Source organism: Bacillus sp. EB106-04-02-XG92 (genome assembly GCF_058791995.1).
On sequence record NZ_JBYTEA010000011.1, the window covers coordinates 102,715 to 119,418 of the forward strand.

20 protein-coding genes and 1 pseudogene are annotated in these 16,704 nt (G+C 35.9%); 10 read left to right on the top strand and 11 right to left on the bottom strand.

Annotated features, from left to right (window positions below; all coding sequences use genetic code 11):
* Positions 1-9: 9 nt before the first annotated feature.
* From AC3WVA_RS22710 to AC3WVA_RS22720, 3 genes are all read right to left on the bottom strand, one after another.
* The gene (locus AC3WVA_RS22710; protein ID WP_071759262.1) at positions 10-180 is read right to left on the bottom strand and encodes a hypothetical protein; all 171 of its coding nucleotides are present in this window, start codon (positions 178-180) and stop codon (positions 10-12) included.
* Between the two features lie 12 nt (positions 181-192).
* Positions 193-396, bottom strand: a complete 204-nt coding sequence (locus AC3WVA_RS22715) for a hypothetical protein (RefSeq protein WP_000391504.1) — start codon at positions 394-396, stop codon at positions 193-195.
* 80 nt (positions 397-476) lie between these two features.
* Positions 477-2,939, bottom strand: coding sequence for a LamG-like jellyroll fold domain-containing protein (locus AC3WVA_RS22720; RefSeq protein WP_141539428.1), 2,463 nt, complete (start codon positions 2,937-2,939; stop codon positions 477-479).
* Positions 2,940-3,291: 352 nt separating this feature from the next.
* Between AC3WVA_RS22720 and AC3WVA_RS22725 the strand changes: the two genes are divergently transcribed.
* Positions 3,292-3,717: an S-Ena type endospore appendage gene (locus AC3WVA_RS22725; protein WP_048526328.1), complete on the top strand. Its 426-nt coding sequence runs from the start codon at positions 3,292-3,294 to the stop codon at positions 3,715-3,717.
* A gap of 58 nt (positions 3,718-3,775) precedes the next feature.
* On the opposite strand, the gene AC3WVA_RS22730 is transcribed toward AC3WVA_RS22725, so the two are convergent.
* The 4 genes from AC3WVA_RS22730 to AC3WVA_RS22745 form a co-directional block, all read right to left on the bottom strand.
* Positions 3,776-4,120, bottom strand: a complete 345-nt coding sequence (locus AC3WVA_RS22730; RefSeq protein ID WP_000525813.1) for a DUF3992 domain-containing protein — start codon at positions 4,118-4,120, stop codon at positions 3,776-3,778.
* A gap of 20 nt (positions 4,121-4,140) precedes the next feature.
* Entirely contained in the window at positions 4,141-4,509 is a 369-nt protein-coding gene (locus AC3WVA_RS22735; protein WP_001277529.1) for a DUF3992 domain-containing protein, read from the bottom strand.
* A gap of 98 nt (positions 4,510-4,607) precedes the next feature.
* The gene (locus AC3WVA_RS22740) at positions 4,608-5,213 is read right to left on the bottom strand and encodes a DedA family protein (RefSeq protein ID WP_048526327.1); all 606 of its coding nucleotides are present in this window, start codon (positions 5,211-5,213) and stop codon (positions 4,608-4,610) included.
* An 11-nt stretch (positions 5,214-5,224) separates the two neighbouring features.
* Complete coding sequence (locus AC3WVA_RS22745; protein ID WP_048526326.1) at positions 5,225-5,506, bottom strand: YkvA family protein; 282 nt, start codon at positions 5,504-5,506, stop codon at positions 5,225-5,227.
* Positions 5,507-5,997: 491 nt separating this feature from the next.
* Between AC3WVA_RS22745 and ku the strand changes: the two genes are divergently transcribed.
* Positions 5,998-6,810: a non-homologous end joining protein Ku gene (gene ku, locus AC3WVA_RS22750; RefSeq protein ID WP_195756222.1), complete on the top strand. Its 813-nt coding sequence runs from the start codon at positions 5,998-6,000 to the stop codon at positions 6,808-6,810.
* Between the two features lie 18 nt (positions 6,811-6,828).
* Here ku and AC3WVA_RS22755 read toward each other — a convergent pair whose 3' ends face one another.
* Both AC3WVA_RS22755 and AC3WVA_RS22760 read right to left on the bottom strand, forming a co-directional pair.
* Positions 6,829-7,608, bottom strand: a complete 780-nt coding sequence (locus AC3WVA_RS22755) for a DUF2935 domain-containing protein (RefSeq protein WP_195756221.1) — start codon at positions 7,606-7,608, stop codon at positions 6,829-6,831.
* 14 nt (positions 7,609-7,622) lie between these two features.
* Entirely contained in the window at positions 7,623-8,036 is a 414-nt protein-coding gene (locus AC3WVA_RS22760; protein ID WP_141539429.1) for a VOC family protein, read from the bottom strand.
* Between the two features lie 48 nt (positions 8,037-8,084).
* Here AC3WVA_RS22760 and AC3WVA_RS22765 point away from each other — a divergent pair, with 48 nt between their 5' ends.
* The 4 genes from AC3WVA_RS22765 to brnQ2 all read left to right on the top strand — a co-directional run bounded on the left by AC3WVA_RS22765 (position 8,085) and on the right by brnQ2 (position 10,689).
* Complete coding sequence (locus AC3WVA_RS22765) at positions 8,085-8,300, top strand: spore coat associated protein CotJA (protein WP_001046257.1); 216 nt, start codon at positions 8,085-8,087, stop codon at positions 8,298-8,300.
* Positions 8,301-8,308: 8 nt separating this feature from the next.
* Positions 8,309-8,572 carry a spore coat protein CotJB gene (locus AC3WVA_RS22770; protein WP_141539430.1) on the top strand — a complete coding sequence of 88 codons (264 nt, stop codon included), beginning with the start codon at positions 8,309-8,311 and terminating at the stop codon, positions 8,570-8,572.
* Positions 8,573-8,584: 12 nt separating this feature from the next.
* On the top strand, positions 8,585-9,154 hold the full coding sequence (gene cotJC / locus AC3WVA_RS22775; protein ID WP_000265273.1) for a spore coat protein CotJC: 570 nt from the start codon (positions 8,585-8,587) through the stop codon (positions 9,152-9,154).
* A 218-nt stretch (positions 9,155-9,372) separates the two neighbouring features.
* Positions 9,373-10,689, top strand: a complete 1,317-nt coding sequence (brnQ2, locus tag AC3WVA_RS22780) for a branched-chain amino acid transport system II carrier protein BrnQ2 (protein ID WP_151627730.1) — start codon at positions 9,373-9,375, stop codon at positions 10,687-10,689.
* A gap of 38 nt (positions 10,690-10,727) precedes the next feature.
* Here the strand turns inward: brnQ2 and AC3WVA_RS22785 are convergent.
* Positions 10,728-10,901 (bottom strand): annotated as a pseudogene (locus AC3WVA_RS22785) (peptide ABC transporter permease); the annotation flags it as partial.
* Positions 10,902-11,636, bottom strand: coding sequence for a YwaF family protein (locus AC3WVA_RS22790; RefSeq protein WP_492322193.1), 735 nt, complete (start codon positions 11,634-11,636; stop codon positions 10,902-10,904). It lies immediately after the preceding pseudogene.
* A 211-nt stretch (positions 11,637-11,847) separates the two neighbouring features.
* On the opposite strand from AC3WVA_RS22790, the gene AC3WVA_RS22795 reads away from it, so the two are divergent.
* From AC3WVA_RS22795 to entC, 4 genes are all read left to right on the top strand, one after another.
* On the top strand, positions 11,848-12,951 hold the full coding sequence (locus AC3WVA_RS22795) for an efflux RND transporter periplasmic adaptor subunit (RefSeq protein ID WP_098346387.1): 1,104 nt from the start codon (positions 11,848-11,850) through the stop codon (positions 12,949-12,951).
* Positions 12,948-13,622 (top strand): ABC transporter ATP-binding protein, encoded by a 675-nt coding sequence (locus AC3WVA_RS22800; protein ID WP_000609103.1) that lies wholly within the window; start codon positions 12,948-12,950, stop codon positions 13,620-13,622. The genes AC3WVA_RS22795 and AC3WVA_RS22800 overlap by 4 nt, the downstream gene beginning before the upstream one ends.
* A gap of 26 nt (positions 13,623-13,648) precedes the next feature.
* A complete protein-coding gene (locus AC3WVA_RS22805) occupies positions 13,649-14,803 on the top strand; it encodes an ABC transporter permease (RefSeq protein WP_411470213.1) in 1,155 nt (384 codons plus the stop codon).
* Positions 14,804-15,310: 507 nt separating this feature from the next.
* Positions 15,311-16,684 carry a cell wall-binding protein EntC gene (gene entC / locus AC3WVA_RS22810; protein WP_492322198.1) on the top strand — a complete coding sequence of 458 codons (1,374 nt, stop codon included), beginning with the start codon at positions 15,311-15,313 and terminating at the stop codon, positions 16,682-16,684.
* Positions 16,685-16,704: the final 20 nt, after the last annotated feature.

The following is a 16,704-nucleotide window of genomic DNA, read 5'->3' on the forward strand; positions in this document are numbered from 1 at the left end:
AGCGGCGAGCTATCTTTCTGTACTATTATATTTTTTCGTTAACGATTGTAAAATGAAAAATATGCCGATGCAAGCTGTAAACGATGCCCAATTTCCTATTGGCGTTCCGTATTTAATAATTCCAATACCTACAAGCACTAAGAAAATAATCACCTGATATAGTAGCTTCCACTTTTGCATATGTTCCCTCCTTTACTTCGTTCCCTTCTTTTTCTTCTTCCATGCATTTAAACTATCAAAGAAGAAGTTAATAAATAACGTGCCTAAACCCGCTAATAAAAACGTCATTAAAAATAGAACCCATATACTTTTTTCTTTTAAGAAATAATATCCTACAAGGAGCACAACCGCGATCCATACATATTCAAGAATTCTTTTCAGCTTTTTCTCTTCCAAATTATTCGCTCCTTCATTCTATGCTACTTTTAGTATAACAAAAAAGAAGCCTATCATGATAAGCTTCTTTTTCTTCTCTCTTATTTGTTTATGCTTTTTTCAACGAGTGAAATTGCATACTCTACCGTACGATTCATCGTTTCTACTTGTGCATCTTTTACTTTCGCATCTTTTAACACAGATTCTGCCACTGTAATTTTTTGACTCAATGATTTCACTGAACCGTCCGTTACATTTGCAGCTTGCGCTTTTTTCACTACTGCTTTTGCAGATGCAATATTCATTTGTAATTTTTCTTTCGGTGTTTTCGGTTGTTCTTCTGCCACTTTTGATTGTACAAATGTTACATTAGCTGTTTTTAATTCATTATACGTTTGAACAACTTGTTCTCCAGTACTTCCTACATTTTCAAACACTTGCTTTGCAGCGTTATAGCTTTTCTCTAATGCTTGAAATGCTTCTTTTGAATATTGACCTGGCTTATCACCAAACTCATACGTACCAGCTAACACTTCTTTCACTTTCCCAAGCTCTTCATATAACGCGTGTACTTCTTCTAACTTTGTACGATTAGAAAACTCATTATACGCTGCTAATACTTCTGAAGAACTTAACGCTTTACTATATAATTTCGCAAGCGCAATTTGTCCATTTAACGGAATACCACCATTCCCGTTACTATCAGGGTCAGCACCAAGTGCAAATGGTACGTTCGGGTGATATACTTTCCCTGTAGCTGGTTGACTATTTACTTTTTTACCATCTACGTAAATTGCTACTTCACTGCCGTTATACGTTCCTGTTAAATGGTATGTTTTGTTGGCCGCTAATTGAACGCCAACACGTTTATAGCTACCGCCAATATGAGCCCATAATTCTACATAACCACTTCCTGTAGATTCAAAGCCAATTCCGCCGCTCTCTGTATTTTGCAAAATACCTTGTCCACGGAGTTCATTCATTGAAAATACAGTTTCTAGCGTAAACGTATTTGCTACTTTCTCTTTTTGTGCTGCTGAAAACGGAAGGTATCCAAATGTATTTGCTTTTCCATTTAGCTTCATAACATTCTTTTTCAATGCTTTATCATATTCAATAGTCACATTGCCCTTAACATCACCTTTTGTACCAAATGATGAATTGTCTTTAAATGTACCATCTGCAAAGTTTACATCAAAAACATCGGCCTTTGGTACTTTCACATTCGGATCAATATTATCTTTTTTCGTAGTGATCTCTGCTGTTAACGGCTGTACACTCTCATTGCCAAATGAATCAATCGCAACAACTTCAAGTGTATATGTTTTCCCGCCATCTAAACCTGCAAGTGTAAATGTCAACTCTTTCGGTACTGGATCACGATAAAACTCTGAAAATGCTAACAATTTATTCTTTATTTCACCTGTTTGCTTATCTTTAGCTTGTACACGGTAAGAATGAACAAGAAGGTTGTCCAACGCTTGCTGGAATGTTACTGTTGCTGCATTTTCTGTTACATTTGATACCGATAACTTCGCATCTTTTGCAAAGTAAGGCTTTTCTTTATCACGATCTTCTACATGTGTAAATGTTTCTTTCTTTGATGGCAACTGAATTTTCCACGGTTCGCCTGTCCAAGAATTTGTATGGAAATCACGGCGATTAATCGTTACTTCTTTATCATCCACTTCTACTAATAAACCTTGACTTAATGTACTTGCTCCTGATGGGATATTCCCTTGTACTTTCCCACCTTCCACTTCCATATAACTTACAGAAGATGTACCAACTGATGTAAAGTCTTTTTGATGAATTGATCTTGGGTCATCTAACGGATAATGCGAATGCCCTGAAAACGTAATAACCTGTGGGTATTGTTTTAATACCTCATTAATTTTTGCACTATCTTGCGTTCCCCATTCTTGACTACCGTATACTGTATCTTTAATGTGCTGATGTAAAAATACGAAAATTGGTTTTTCTGGATCATCTTTTTGCGCTTTTGCCATCTCTTCTTTTAACCAATTAATTTGCTTGTCTGAATAATATCCATGAGTTGTCCCATTCTCTGGAGACATGACAAGGAAGTGATAACCCTTTACCACTTTATGATAATAAATTGATTCCATGCCTGTCTTTTCTAAGAAACGCTTCTGTGCTCCCTCTACAGATAAACCGTTCCAATAGTCATGATTACCAAGAGAGTTCATTCGTACCGCATCTTTATTTGCATTTTCATTATATACTTGCATGAAACGATCATACTGCTGCACTGATCCTGTATCTGTGAAATCACCTACAATAACAAACGCATCTTGCTTTGGCGCAAGCGTATTGAACTGTTCAATCGCTCTTTTCCAGCGAAACGTATCATCCGTTCCACTATTTTTAATATGTACATCACTTACGACTGGAAAAACTATTTTCTTTTCACTTGGTGCCTTTTCTTGCTTCTTCTCTTCCGCTTTGACTGATGTACTCCACGGAAATGATACGAATGCTAATACAAAAACCATTAATAATCCAATAAGACCTTTTACTTTTCGTAAAACAGTTCTTTCCACGTGAATCCTCCTCATAATAGTTGATTCATTACAAGGGCTATTTTATCTAAAACATATTAATGCCGTTTAAATAACAAATTAATTTTATTAGACTTTTGTAAATATACAGTTAATTAGAAGTTAAGTCCAACATTCCTTGTATTATTGTATACAACCACCTTTTGTCTAACAGAGTCTGATTATTCTTTTCCTATGACTATTTACATATAATCTTTTCTATAACACTAATGATAAGTTAAGGTTTAAGCCTATTAGACAATCTTAATTTTTAACATTTCCTTCTTTTTTTAACACATCGGCCATGCTTCTACATTTAATAATAGTAAAAGACTACTTAAAAGGAGGGGTTGTATTGAAGAACAAAAAAAGTATTGGCTGCTTCGCTCCTTTATCTATTATTTGCCCAAATCCCTGTCCACCGCCCTCTCCTTCAAATCCAAATTACGAACTAGTAACAAATGAATTTGCAGGAAATTTTCTTATAACGAATAACACTATTTCCTCTGCCAAACATAAATCACAACCAATGATACTGTGGCAAAGCGATGGAATACTACTTATATCAGGTACTGTCTCGGTTTACAATAGTACTAGCAGCACAGAAGCGGTTACAATTCAAATCGTTGGAGCAGTAACTAATATTTTCACTGTTTTTCCTGGTAATACGATATCTTACACAGGAAAAGACTTACAATCTGTCAGTATTATTAATATAGAAAGTAATCCTTCATTATATTTAGAAGGTAAGTACTGTTGCGAATTTACATGTCGCTTATAGAATGCCAATTTCATCACTTCCTTAACATAAAAAAGCATACCATTTACGGTATGCTTTTTTATGAAATCGGATAACGTACAGTAATACAAAACTCTCCTTGATTAACAGTTGTGCCTGTCGTAGTAATTCGAACAGTTGTAAAATATCGTACAGTGAAAGTACCACTACTTTGCGGTTGAACAGTAACAGTATCAACTACCGTAGCGCCTACTAAAAAATCAACTGTAATTGGAGCCGCCCCTACATCATATTTCACGTAACCTGAACCATATACTTCTTGTGTAATATTATTCGTATATACAATTTGAGTACCAGCACCTGTAATAGACCAGTCTGTACATACTTGATCTTGCACAAGTGTTTTATTAGAACAACAAGACAAACTGGAACTTCTCATTCCCATTTTGATCCTCTCCTATTCTGCTATGAAAGTGGATAACGTGTTGTAATACAAAATTCTCCTTGATACGTTCCAGCAGGTGTTGCGGGTAACACGACTTGTATAATATCAAAACGACGATACGTAAACCCAATACTCGTTCCTGGATTTAATGTTTGTGTATCTATTACAGTACCAGCAGAATCAAGCGCCTCTACAGTAATTGGGCCTGGTCCAACATCATATTTAACAAAACCAGTACCAACTACGTTTTGGTTAATATTATTTGTATAAAGAACATTATCGATTGCTGTTGCAACTACAGTAGCAGACCACGGACTACACACTTTATCTTGTACATAATTTTTATCTGGACAACAAGTTAATGCAGCCCCTGAGCACTCACAAGACATAGTTGTTTCCCCTCTCTCTTTTCTATTCCCTATATGTGTATGTCCTTTAGAGTCTTTTGCCTGTACGATTCATCTATTTTCAAAAAATATTCAAATGACTAGATAGATTCCGTTCTGTTTCTTTTTTTCATAAATTTATAGATGAATATACCACCTACAACAATAACTACGACCGCTAATATCGGTAACATATATTGTCCAACAACATCCGCGGCCTTCTCCCAATGCGGCCCTAATTTCATTCCAAAATACACATATAAAGTCGTTAACGGGAACATCGCTACAAATGTATATATGCTAAATTTCCATATATTCATTTTCGCCATACCACATGGAACAGAGATAAGCGTTCGAACTCCTGGTACAAAGCGTCCAACAAATGCTACAACTGGTCCATATTTCTCAAAGAAATCATCTGCTTTTTGAATTTGTTCCTCTTTAATAAAGAAGTATTTTCCGTATTTTATTAATAGCGGACGACCACCGTAATAACCGAGTGCGTATAGCGTTAATGGTCCTGTCGTTCCGCCAAGTGTCCCTGCTAATACAGCTAACCAGAAATTCATATCACCCTCGTATACCCAATACCCAACCATTGGCAACACTACTTCTGCTGGAATAAATTCGAACGTTAATGCTAACACAACTCCAAAATAAGAAAACTGCTTTAAAAACTCGATTATATCTAAAATAATTTGCTCCATATTTTTAACTCCTATCCTACGTTTACGTTATGCTTTTCTTGTAATTGAACTGGCGCCATTTTGACAATTCGGTTCAAAATGAATAATACAATTCCAATATCATCTAAAATACCGATAAACGGTAAGAAGTCTGGAATTAAATCGAGCGGCATCACTACATAACCAACTAAAAAAGCAATGGATAAAATTTTCTTCTTTATTGAAACCTCTTTTGAAGTAAAAAAGTCAAATAGGAATGGAACAAATCGGCGAACATGAAATACAACTCTTAATCTACTAATAAGTTTTTTCATTTTTATATCTCCTCTCTTTGTATACAAAAAGAACCCTACCAAATATGGTAAGGGTCCTAAAATAGACAGAAAGGGGCCTTTACCATTGCTGGTAAAGGTCTCACTAACAACGAAACGTTGCCAATAAAGCCGAGGGTTTCTCCCTGTAATGACGACTTTACTGTAATAAGTTACTCCCCTTTATACACAATTTTATACACTCACATTAAAATATTTCAGAGGGCTTGTCAATACATTTTATCCCGCTTTAATGGGCAGTAAGACCCCCACCTCAAAATTTAGCGAAAGCAAAGAAGTTAGGTTGGGGTCGGGCTGCCCCTAAAAGTCCGATTGGTGAGGGCTGATAATCAGTGGGGGATGAAGAAAACCCCCACTGATTAAAGTTTCACTTTATATCCCAGGCCCTTCCGTAAAAAACAAAAAACGTATAGGAAATTTCTTACTATCTCATAATATACATAATCATTTTTGAACGAAAGGAGATGTTTCATTTGCATACCGTATGGAAAGGTGCACTTTCACTTGGACTATTAAATATAGGAATCAAACTATACAGTGCCGTAGAAGAAAACGATATAAAATTTTTAAGTCTCCATAAAGAATGCTTAACACCTATTAAATATAAAAAATTCGCTCCTGATTGTACGGATGAAGAAATTGATGATACAGATATTGTCAAAGCCTATGAATATGCACCTCATAAATACATTATTATGGATGAAAAAGAATTAGCTGCGTTGCAAAAGGCTCACGAACCACGATCCATTCGTATTATATCTTTTGTCCAAAATAACGAAATCGATTCTGTTCTTTATGACCGTTCTTATTTTATAGGCCCTACCCCAGGACATGAAAAATCCTATTTATTATTAAAAGAAGCTCTTGAACGCACAAATAAACTTGGGCTTATTCATATTTCTATTAGAAAAAAACAACATTTAGCTATTATCCGTAACTTTGAAGATGGACTTATGTTACAAACCATCCACTACCCTAATGAAATTCGCGATATAACAAATACACCTAACTTACCAAGTAACGAAAATTATCCTATACAAAAACAAGAACTCACCGCAGCAATTAATTTAATCCACCACCTTACAAATCCTTTTGAACAAGAAATGTATACAGATGAATATAAAGAAGCCCTTACCGAATTAATCGAGAATAAAATTGAACAACAGAAAAAAACTGAAACAATCTCTCCAGCTCCGAACATCCTTAATATTATGGAGACATTACAAGCAAGCATTGAACAAGCAAAAATAAAAAGAGAAAACAAAAAAGAAAAAGAGGCCAAATAAAATTGACCTCTTTTTTCTTTAAAGCGGATTACATTTCGGCATTTCAAGTCCAGACGATTGAGCTAGTTTTAATAAGTAGTAACATTCCTCTCTTGCCATATGATCTGCCATTCTAGCTGATAATACACTTAATACTTCATTCGATAACTCGAGCTCTTCCACTTCATGTAAAAAATGCGAAAATAATTTCAATTCAAGTGAAACATCTTTTGTAAACTTCTTTAATGCTGGAAAATGATGAAGCTCCGTTCGTAAATATCCAGTCATCTCAACTGCCTTTAAGTAAAATTGTTCAAAATGCTTCGTAAATTCTTCGCTTTTCTCTTTCAATCTTTTTTCAACAAGATCTAGCCCACCAGAAATAGAACCCGCATGACCAGCCGCATCCGTTAACCAAACGAGATGATAATGCAATTCATGAAAAACAGGCGGAACTTCCCCTTTCTTCAAAAACTCTAAAACTGTTATATACTCTTCCACTTCGTTTACCATATGATTAATAAAAGTTGGCGTAAAATGAATAGTAATTTTCCCTTCCAACTGCTTCTGCATAATATTTAATTTAAACGCTCGAATTTCCTTAGCAGCTTGTTCAGCCTCTTTTGAGAATGCCATTAGATTTACATTCCGAACTTTATTTAACAGATTCGTAAATATTTCAACAAAGTAAGTAGCTTTCTTTATATCCTCTTTTTCCTTCGGAGCTAACGCATCCAGTAAAAATTGTGCATGATCAGTAAGTACCTTTAGCCAAAATTGATGCTCAAACAACGCACTTTCTTCATAATTTCTCTCCACTAAATCCCCTCCGCTTATTCATCCTTCTCTACCACTTGAAGTTTATATCCATCCGGGTCTTGTACTACAATACTTTTCTCACTTTCTTTTTCTGTATATGGAATTTTATAAAATACTAACCTCTTCTTTACATTCTCTATGTTAGAAATTGAAAATGTTAGAACATCAACTGAGTCCGTAACACTCTTCTCACGCCCGCCCAAACTGCGATTCATCACAAAACTAATTCTCGTTGAATCGGTATCATACCAAACCCCTGTAATATCTAATTGCGGCCTTTCTGAACTAGGTGTTATTCCTAAAATCCCTTCATAAAAATACAGAGTTTCCTTTAAGTTCTTTACTTCCAATACAATGAATTGTTTCACAGTCTCCACATTCATTCCCCCCGTACCTATTACTTTTTTATATGTGTCATAAATGCTCATTATGTCTGAATACAATACGTAGTAATGAACATGTAAGGAGGTTTATTCGTGAATAAATATATGAGATCATTCGTGCCCTACCATAGCCCTCTCGATCCTTGTCCTCCTATCGGAAAAAAATATTATTCTACTCCTCCTAATTTATTTTTAGGCTTTCAACCGCCAAACTTACCACAATTCACACCAAAAGAAGCACTACAAAAAGGGACTTTATGGCCTGTTTTTTATGACTATTATGAAAATCCTTATAAAAAAGGGCGGTGACTACTGACGTGAATCAATCGCTACCTGAAGAATACTATGAGCTTTTACTGGAGCTTCAAGAACTGGACTTTGTACTAGTTGAACTCACTCTTTATTTAGATACACATCCAGATGACACCGCTGCGATTAATCAATTTAATGATTTTTCCTATAAACGGAGAGTATTAAAACAAAAGATGGAAGAAAAATACGGACCACTCCAACAGTTTGGAAACAGTTATTCGAATTCCCCTTGGGAATGGAGCAAAGGTCCTTGGCCATGGCAAATATAAAGGAGAGAAACTATGTGGATTTATGAAAAGAAATTACAATACCCAGTTAAAGTGGGAACTTGCAATCCAGCACTTGCAAAATTATTAATTGAGCAATACGGCGGTGCAGATGGCGAGCTAGCTGCTGCACTACGTTACTTAAATCAACGTTATACAATTCCTGATAAAGTCATTGGCCTACTTACTGATATTGGTACAGAAGAATTTGCTCACCTTGAAATGATTGCTACGATGGTTTATAAACTAACGAAAGATGCAACTCCTGAACAAATGAAAGCTGCTGGACTTGATCCTCATTATGCTGACCATGATAGCGCACTTCATTACCATAATGCAGCTGGTGTTCCATTTACTGCAACGTATATACAGGCTAAAGGTGATCCAATCGCCGATCTATACGAGGATATTGCGGCCGAAGAAAAAGCAAGAGCAACATATCAATGGCTCATTAATTTATCCGATGATCCAGATATAAATGATAGTCTACGCTTCTTACGTGAACGTGAAATTGTCCATTCACAACGTTTCCGAGAAGCAGTTGAAATATTAAAAGAAGAACGTGATAAAAAAATATTTTTTTAAAACACGTATCCGATCGATATGTGTTTTTTTTACGTTCAAAGTTAAATCCTTCCTATTGAAGATATAAATAGTATATTTATTCGATTTAATGCATTATTTTTTAATATTTTCAAAATTCCCTATTGCTTTCTAGTCATCAGACCTTTAAAATAGTAACAGTTACTCGACAAATTATTTGAATTTTCGACAAAAACACTCATTAGGAGGATTTTCTTTATATGCGTACAACTTTAAAACCAGCGCAAATACTTTCGATTAGTTTATTACTATTCGCAGTTTTCTTCGGTGCTGGTAATATGATTTTCCCGCCCCTTCTCGGTCTTTCTTCCGGAGAAAATATGTGGATTTCCATTACAGGATTTATTATTACAGACGTCGGTTTATCTTTACTAGCTATCGTCGCTGTTGCCCTTGCCGGTGGTAGTTTTAACACTTTAGCAAGCCGTGTTCATCCAAAATTCGCAGCAATATTCGCTATCATTATTTATCTTTCAATCGGCCCACTATTTGTTATTCCACGAACTGGATCTGTATCTTACGAAATTGGGATTGCACCACTTTTCCCGGACCAATGGTACTCTATGTTAATCTTTAGCGCGATTTTCTTTACAGTCGTCTACTTCTTATCATTAAATCCATCAAAATTAGTAGATCATATCGGAAAAATATTAACGCCAATTTTACTTGGAATTATTGCAATTATGGCAACAAAAGCGATTCTTTCACCAGGAACGTTTGCAGAACCTGTTGGTGACTATAAAGAAATTCCATTTTTCAAAGGATTTCTTGAAGGATTTTTAACGTTAGATGCAATTGGAGCACTTGTATTATCAACGATTGTTGTAAATGCAATTCGCCAAAACGGTATACAAGAGAAGAAATCAATTGCGAAATATACAATTATTTGCGGTAGCATTGCAGCTCTATTTTTAACAATTGTTTATTTCTTGCTTGGTTATATCGGTGCTTCAAACGGCAACTTGGGTCAATTCGAGAACGGTGGTCAACTATTAGCTACTGTTATGTACCAATTCTTTGGGACAAGCGGTAATGTTTTATTAAGTATCGCAATCATCTTCGCTTGTTTAACAACAGCAATCGGCGTTGTAAGTGCATTCGCCAACTATTTTGCAACAGTATTAACAAACGTTTCATATAAGAAGCTTGTACTATACGTTTGTATTTTTAGCTTCGTGATTTCAAACTTAGGATTAAGTTTATTAATTAAAATTACATTACCTGTATTAATTATTTTGTATCCAATTACAATCATTTTAATTTTCGTATCATTTATTGATAAATATACGAAACGTAAACCTTCTGTCTACATCGGAGCAATGATCGCAGCATTCATTATTAGCTGTATTCATGCACTTGATAATGTGGAAATGATACCAAGTTTTATTGCTAATATCGTACACACCATTCCTTTTTATAACTTAGGAATTGGCTGGATTATTCCAGCAATCATCGGTGGTATAATTGGTTACTATATTCCGCAAACAGAAGCTGAAGGTGAAGTTTCTACAAAATAAAGAAAAGAAGCAAGCATGAAATACATGCTTGCTTCTTTTCACATCGTATGTTTAAAAGTAAATAACTCTTCTTTTGACTGCACAGCACATTGTTCCTCTTCTACAACGTCCTTCTTCATCTCTCCTCCTAACCTTACTTTCATCATCGCCTCTTCTATACTTTTTACAATCATATTTCCTGAAAAAATAGTAAGTCCAAAAAAATCACTAGGTTATGATCCTAGTGATTCTTTATGCGCATGCTCTTCTCTTTTCGCAAATGGCATATATAAAATAAAACATCCAATAAGCGCTGCGAGTTCTAATGAAATAATATAGTAAGGATGCGGCCCTAACATATCGAGTAATGACGCAGTTTCTGGCTTGCGAGCTAAAAACATATAATTACCGCCCGTTTTATAGTTCACAAACGAAACAATGGGAATCAATATGTTTAAAAATATCATTGTGCGTTTAATAGATTGTAATGTAGGACGATACCCTTCTACCCAAGTCATAAAGAGTGGTGCCCAAATGAGCAATATATGCGCGATAAAATATTCAATGAAACGAAAATGCGGAAAAGCATATTGCAAGTTCGGCGTTAATATAGCTTGTGATGCACCAATAATTCCCGTAAAAAATACGATCTCATATATGCGGTAACTTTTCGTTACAATCATAATCGATGCTAACAATAAACTAATCGTACATAACTCAAATGGTAATGAAGTGCCCAGTTCAAATATCCCCGCTTTCCATTCCCACATATGAAGTCCAATCTCACTTCCAATAAATAAAAATACAATGGCATATCGAACCGTTATATTCCACTCACTTTGCCGTAATACATCTTGGTATTGATACAGAAAAAATATCCCCACCAACATAATAAATAATATAAGGACGTGTTGCCTTGAGTATGGAATAAATGGTTTTAATGGATGCGCACTAAAATAAGCTTCCATCTTCCTTCCTCCTTTCCTCCATACAATATTATTGTAAGAAAGAAACAACGAGTCAATTCATTTGCTTACACTAGGACAAGCTCTACCTTACATTTATATATACGTACCTTACAAAACTGTAAGGTTATTGTAAGCTAAAACGATTTGTCAGATTCTTTACCTCTTCTATACTGAATGTAGATACTAAAACGAACGAAAAGGTGATAAATAGATGAAGAAGAAAAATAAAGTGTTAATTACTAGTGTAGTAGCAATCGGTATTGCAGCTGGATCATATTTTGCATTTGCTGGCGGCGGTTCAGAAGTGGCAATGGCATATAACGGATATAAAGTAACAGAAAAACAAATTGAAAACGCACAAAAATTTGGCGGTGAAGTCATTCCAAACGGGATCGAAACAATTTCATTTGATCCAACAAAAGGTACGTATGAATTAGCTGTAAAAAAAGGTGATGAAGTGAAAAAAGGTCAGCTCCTTTTTAAATATAATGACCCTACTGCGAAACAAGGTGTAACAGAAGCAGAAATGCAAAAGAAAATCGCACAAAAAGAAGTAACATTGTTCCAAAAGCAAATTGATGCTGCGAAACAAAAATTACAAAAAGATAAAAATGCAGGCCTTCCTGCTGAAGCATTAAAAGCATCAGAAATTGAAGTACAGCAATTAGAATCACAACTTGAAATGAAGAAGTTTGAAGTTGAAAAAGCTGATGAGATGATTAAAGCGGCAAAAGAGAAAGTAAACACACTTTCTGTAACGAGCCCTACTGATGGCGTAATTGATGACATCGTAAAAACTGCTGATGAAAAAACAGGTATGAGCGGCATTACACTTCGTCACGCTGGCCCATTTAAAGTAAAAGGTCAACTTTCTGAATATGAGCTTGCTAGTATGAAAGTTGGGCAAGAAGTAACTGTTTCCTCAAAAACGGTCGCTGGTAAGACTTGGACAGGAAAAGTAACAGAAATCGGTTCTACACCATTAAAGAGCATGGATGAAAACAAAACAGTTTCTAACTATCAATTCACTGTCACGTTAGATAATAGTGAAGAATTACAAAATGGCTTCCACGTATACGTAACAAGTAAATCTGGCGAAGCAACTGGGACAATTGTTCCGAAAAGCAGCATCGTGAAAAAAGGTGACAAAAATGTTGTCTTCATTGTAAAAGACGGTAAAGCGAAAGAACAAGCAGTTACTGTTGAATTCGAGACTGATAGCGAAGCAAAAGTTTCTGGAGTGAAAAAAGGAGAGGAAATTATCTCTAAACCTGAAAAAGACTTAAAAGATGGTATGGAGGTTGTTGCCCAGTGATTAACTTAAAAGGCATCACGAAATCTTTCCAAAATGGTGCAGAATCCGTTCAAATATTGCACGGCATTGACGTAACACTGAACCAGGGAGAATTTACTTCTATTATGGGACCATCTGGTTCTGGTAAATCAACATTAATGAACATTATCGGTTGCTTAGATAAACCAACGACAGGTACGTACGAACTAGCTGGTCAAAACATTTCAAACATGTCTGAAACAGAACTTGCACGCGTTCGTAATAAAGAGATCGGATTCGTATTCCAAAACTTCATGTTATTACCGAGACTTACAGCACTTCAAAATGTAGAGCTACCTCTTATTTACGCTGGAGTTGATAAAAAAGAAAGACGTGAGCGCTCATTAGCCGCTTTAACAAAAGTAGGTTTAGCTGATCGCGCTACTCACTTACCGAACGAATTATCAGGTGGACAAAAACAACGTGTCGCAGTTGCACGTGCAATCGTAAATAATCCAAAGTTCATTTTAGCCGATGAACCGACGGGGGCACTTGATACGAAAACAAGTACACAAATTATGGACCTCTTTTACGAATTAAACAAACAAGGCTCAACAATCATTATGATTACCCACGATCGTGAAATTGGGGAAGCTGCAGCACGTCAAATTGTAATTCGTGACGGAAATATCGTCCAAGATTGGAGAGGTTAATTTTGAACACGAGTGAAAATATACGCATGGCCCTTTCCTCTATCTTTGCCCACAAAATGCGTTCTATCTTAACGATGCTAGGAATTATTATCGGTATTAGTGCCATTATTACTATCATTTCAATGGGTGATGGTACAAATGCAAAGTTTAAAGAAGAGTTAGGCCAAGGAAAAGATAATGAAGTAACGATTTACTACAACAATCCTGACTATGGAACAGATAGTGCCAAAATCACACCTGATATGCTAAACCGTCTTCAAACCGTACCAGGCGTTAAAGATGTGTATCCAGATGTAAGTATGAAAGTAAAAGCATCTGCTGGTTCAAAAGATGTAAATCTTGATTTAAAAGGTGGAACAGGCGCCTTTATGACAGATTCGAAAATAAAGTTAATTCACGGTCGTGAATTAAACGACAGTGAATTAAACCAAGCAATCCCTGCTGTTATATTAAATGAAGAAGCTTTCAACAAATTATTTAGTAATGGTTGGGAATCAAATCAATATACAGATATAAAAGGAAAGCCGTATAAAATAGTCGGTGTATACGAAACGAAAAATGAATTCGGAATGGCTATGGCTGAAGGTTACACTTCACTTGAAAACGCGCCTGTCATTTCAGGAGTAAATGAGTATGACTCTGTAAGATTAACAATGACCTCTCCAACAGAACGTAAAAGTGTAGAAAAACAAGCCGTTTCTGTTTTAAACGAAATGAAAGCTCCTAAATTTGAGCACAAATTTGAAGCACAAGACTTAGGTGAATTTACGAAGCAATTAGACGAATCTATCGGTATGATGAAAATGGTATTCGGTGGTATTGCTGCTATCTCCTTACTAGTTGGTGGTATCGGTGTAATGAATATCATGCTTGTATCTGTAACAGAACGTACACGTGAGATTGGTATTCGTAAAGCACTTGGTGCAACGCGCGGTAAAGTATTAACACAATTCTTAATTGAATCTTGTATTTTAACAGGTCTCGGCGGTTTCATCGGATTCATGCTCGGTATCTTCTTCGCTTGGATCGTCTCAATCTTTGCCGGATGGCCACTCGTTGTCTCAAAAGAACTTGGACTTCTTGCAGTAGGTATCTCTATGTTAATTGGTATTATATTCGGTCTACTACCAGCTAACAAAGCTGCAAAACTGGATCCAATTGAATGTTTACGATATGAATAAACAAAAACGTAGGAGTTTACACTCCTACGTTTTTTATTTATCCCGCTTTAATGGGCAGTGGGGGATGAAGAACCCCCCCACTGATTAAAGTTTCACTTTATCTATTAAATCGTGTTTCTTCTATTATATATGTTTCACGTTATCAACACCTTTAATTATTTCAACCTACTAAAGCTATTATAGAATCCTATTATTGCAAAAATAATATGTGACAGACCAAAATCAAGGCGTAATTTTTTCCATACCTCGACTTATTTTGTAACAATTATGGCGATTTTTTATTAAATTTCACCTCATTTATATTCCTCCACAGCAAAAATAGTTATTTTTACATAACTAATCACCTGTTTCAACAGCAAGATAAGCTGTTTTTGTAACAATTAAGAAATAATTACGTAACACTACAGAAACATTATTAACCTATTAGAAATTGAAATACTCTTCTTTTTATGCATCATACGCTCTAACCTTCCCTATAAGCTATAAGAAAGCGCTTTTAGGATATTACTGGAATTATTACAGAATATTAATGACCCGTTACGAAACCTTTGTAATTTTATGTTTTCCGCAAATAAGAAAATAATGGTTGCTATAATGAGGTCAACGAAAACAAATGCAATGGAGGCTATTATGAAAAAATTTATGGGTATAGCAACAGCAGCGGTTTTTGGTCTTGGGATTTTCACAACATCTGCTAAAGCAGAAACAATCGTAACGACTGATGTACTAAATGTACGAGAAAACCCAACTACTGAATCAAAAGTTGTAGGAAAATTATTAGATGGATATAAAGTTAACGTTTTACATACAGAAAACGGATGGTCAAAAGTGAAATTAAACAGCGGTAAAGAAGCTTTCATTAGCGCTGACTATACAAAAGACACTTACTACGTAACAGCAAACGTATTAAACGTACGTGCTGGTGCAAACACAGACTCAGAAATTCTTGGTAAATTAAAACAAGATGATGTAATTGAAACAACACACCAAGTTGAAAATGATTGGATTCAATTTGAATATAACGGAAAAACAGCTTATGTTCATGTTCCTTACTTAACAGGTAAAGCTCCAGTTAAAGTTCAACCAGCAGTTAAAGTTGAAAAAGCAACAAAAGTTCAAGATACAGCTAAAGCAGTAGAAGCAACTAAAACTCGTGAAGTAGCTGAAACGCAAGCTAAAGCTAAGGCGGAGGAAGCAACTAAAGCTCGTGAAGCAGCTGAAGCTCAAGCAGAAGCTAAGGCTCAAGAAGCAGCTAAAGCTCGTGAAGCAGCTAAGGCTCAAGCAGAAGCTAAAGCTCAGGCAGCAGCTGAAGCTCAAGCAGAAGCTAAGGCTCAAGAAGCAGCTAAAGCTCGTGAAGCAGCTAAAGCTCAAGCAGCAGCTGAAGCTCAAGCAGCGGCTAAAGCTCAAGAGGCGGCTAAAGCTCGTGAAGCGGCTAAAGCTCAAGAAGCAGCTGAAGCTCGTGAAGCGGCTAAAGCTCAAGAGGCAGCTAAAGCTCGTGAAGCGGCTAAAGCTCAAAAACCAGCTACACAACAACCTGTTGCAAAAGAAACTGAAACAAGTGCACCATCATCTTCTCGTGAATTACGCGTTGTAGCAACAGCTTACACAGCAGATCCACTTGAAAATGGTTATAAAGCAGGCGACCAAGTAAAATCAGCTATGGGCCATAACTTAACAGCTAATCCAAACATGAAACTAATTGCAGTTGACCCAAGTGTCATTCCATTAGGTTCAAAAGTATGGGTTGAAGGTTACGGAGTAGCAATCGCTGGTGATACTGGTGGAGCTATTAAAGGAAATAAAATCGACGTTTTAATGCCAGATAAAGGCACATCTAGTAACTGGGGACGTAAAACAGTTACAGTGAAAGTATTAAACTAATTACCATAGAAAAAAGAGTC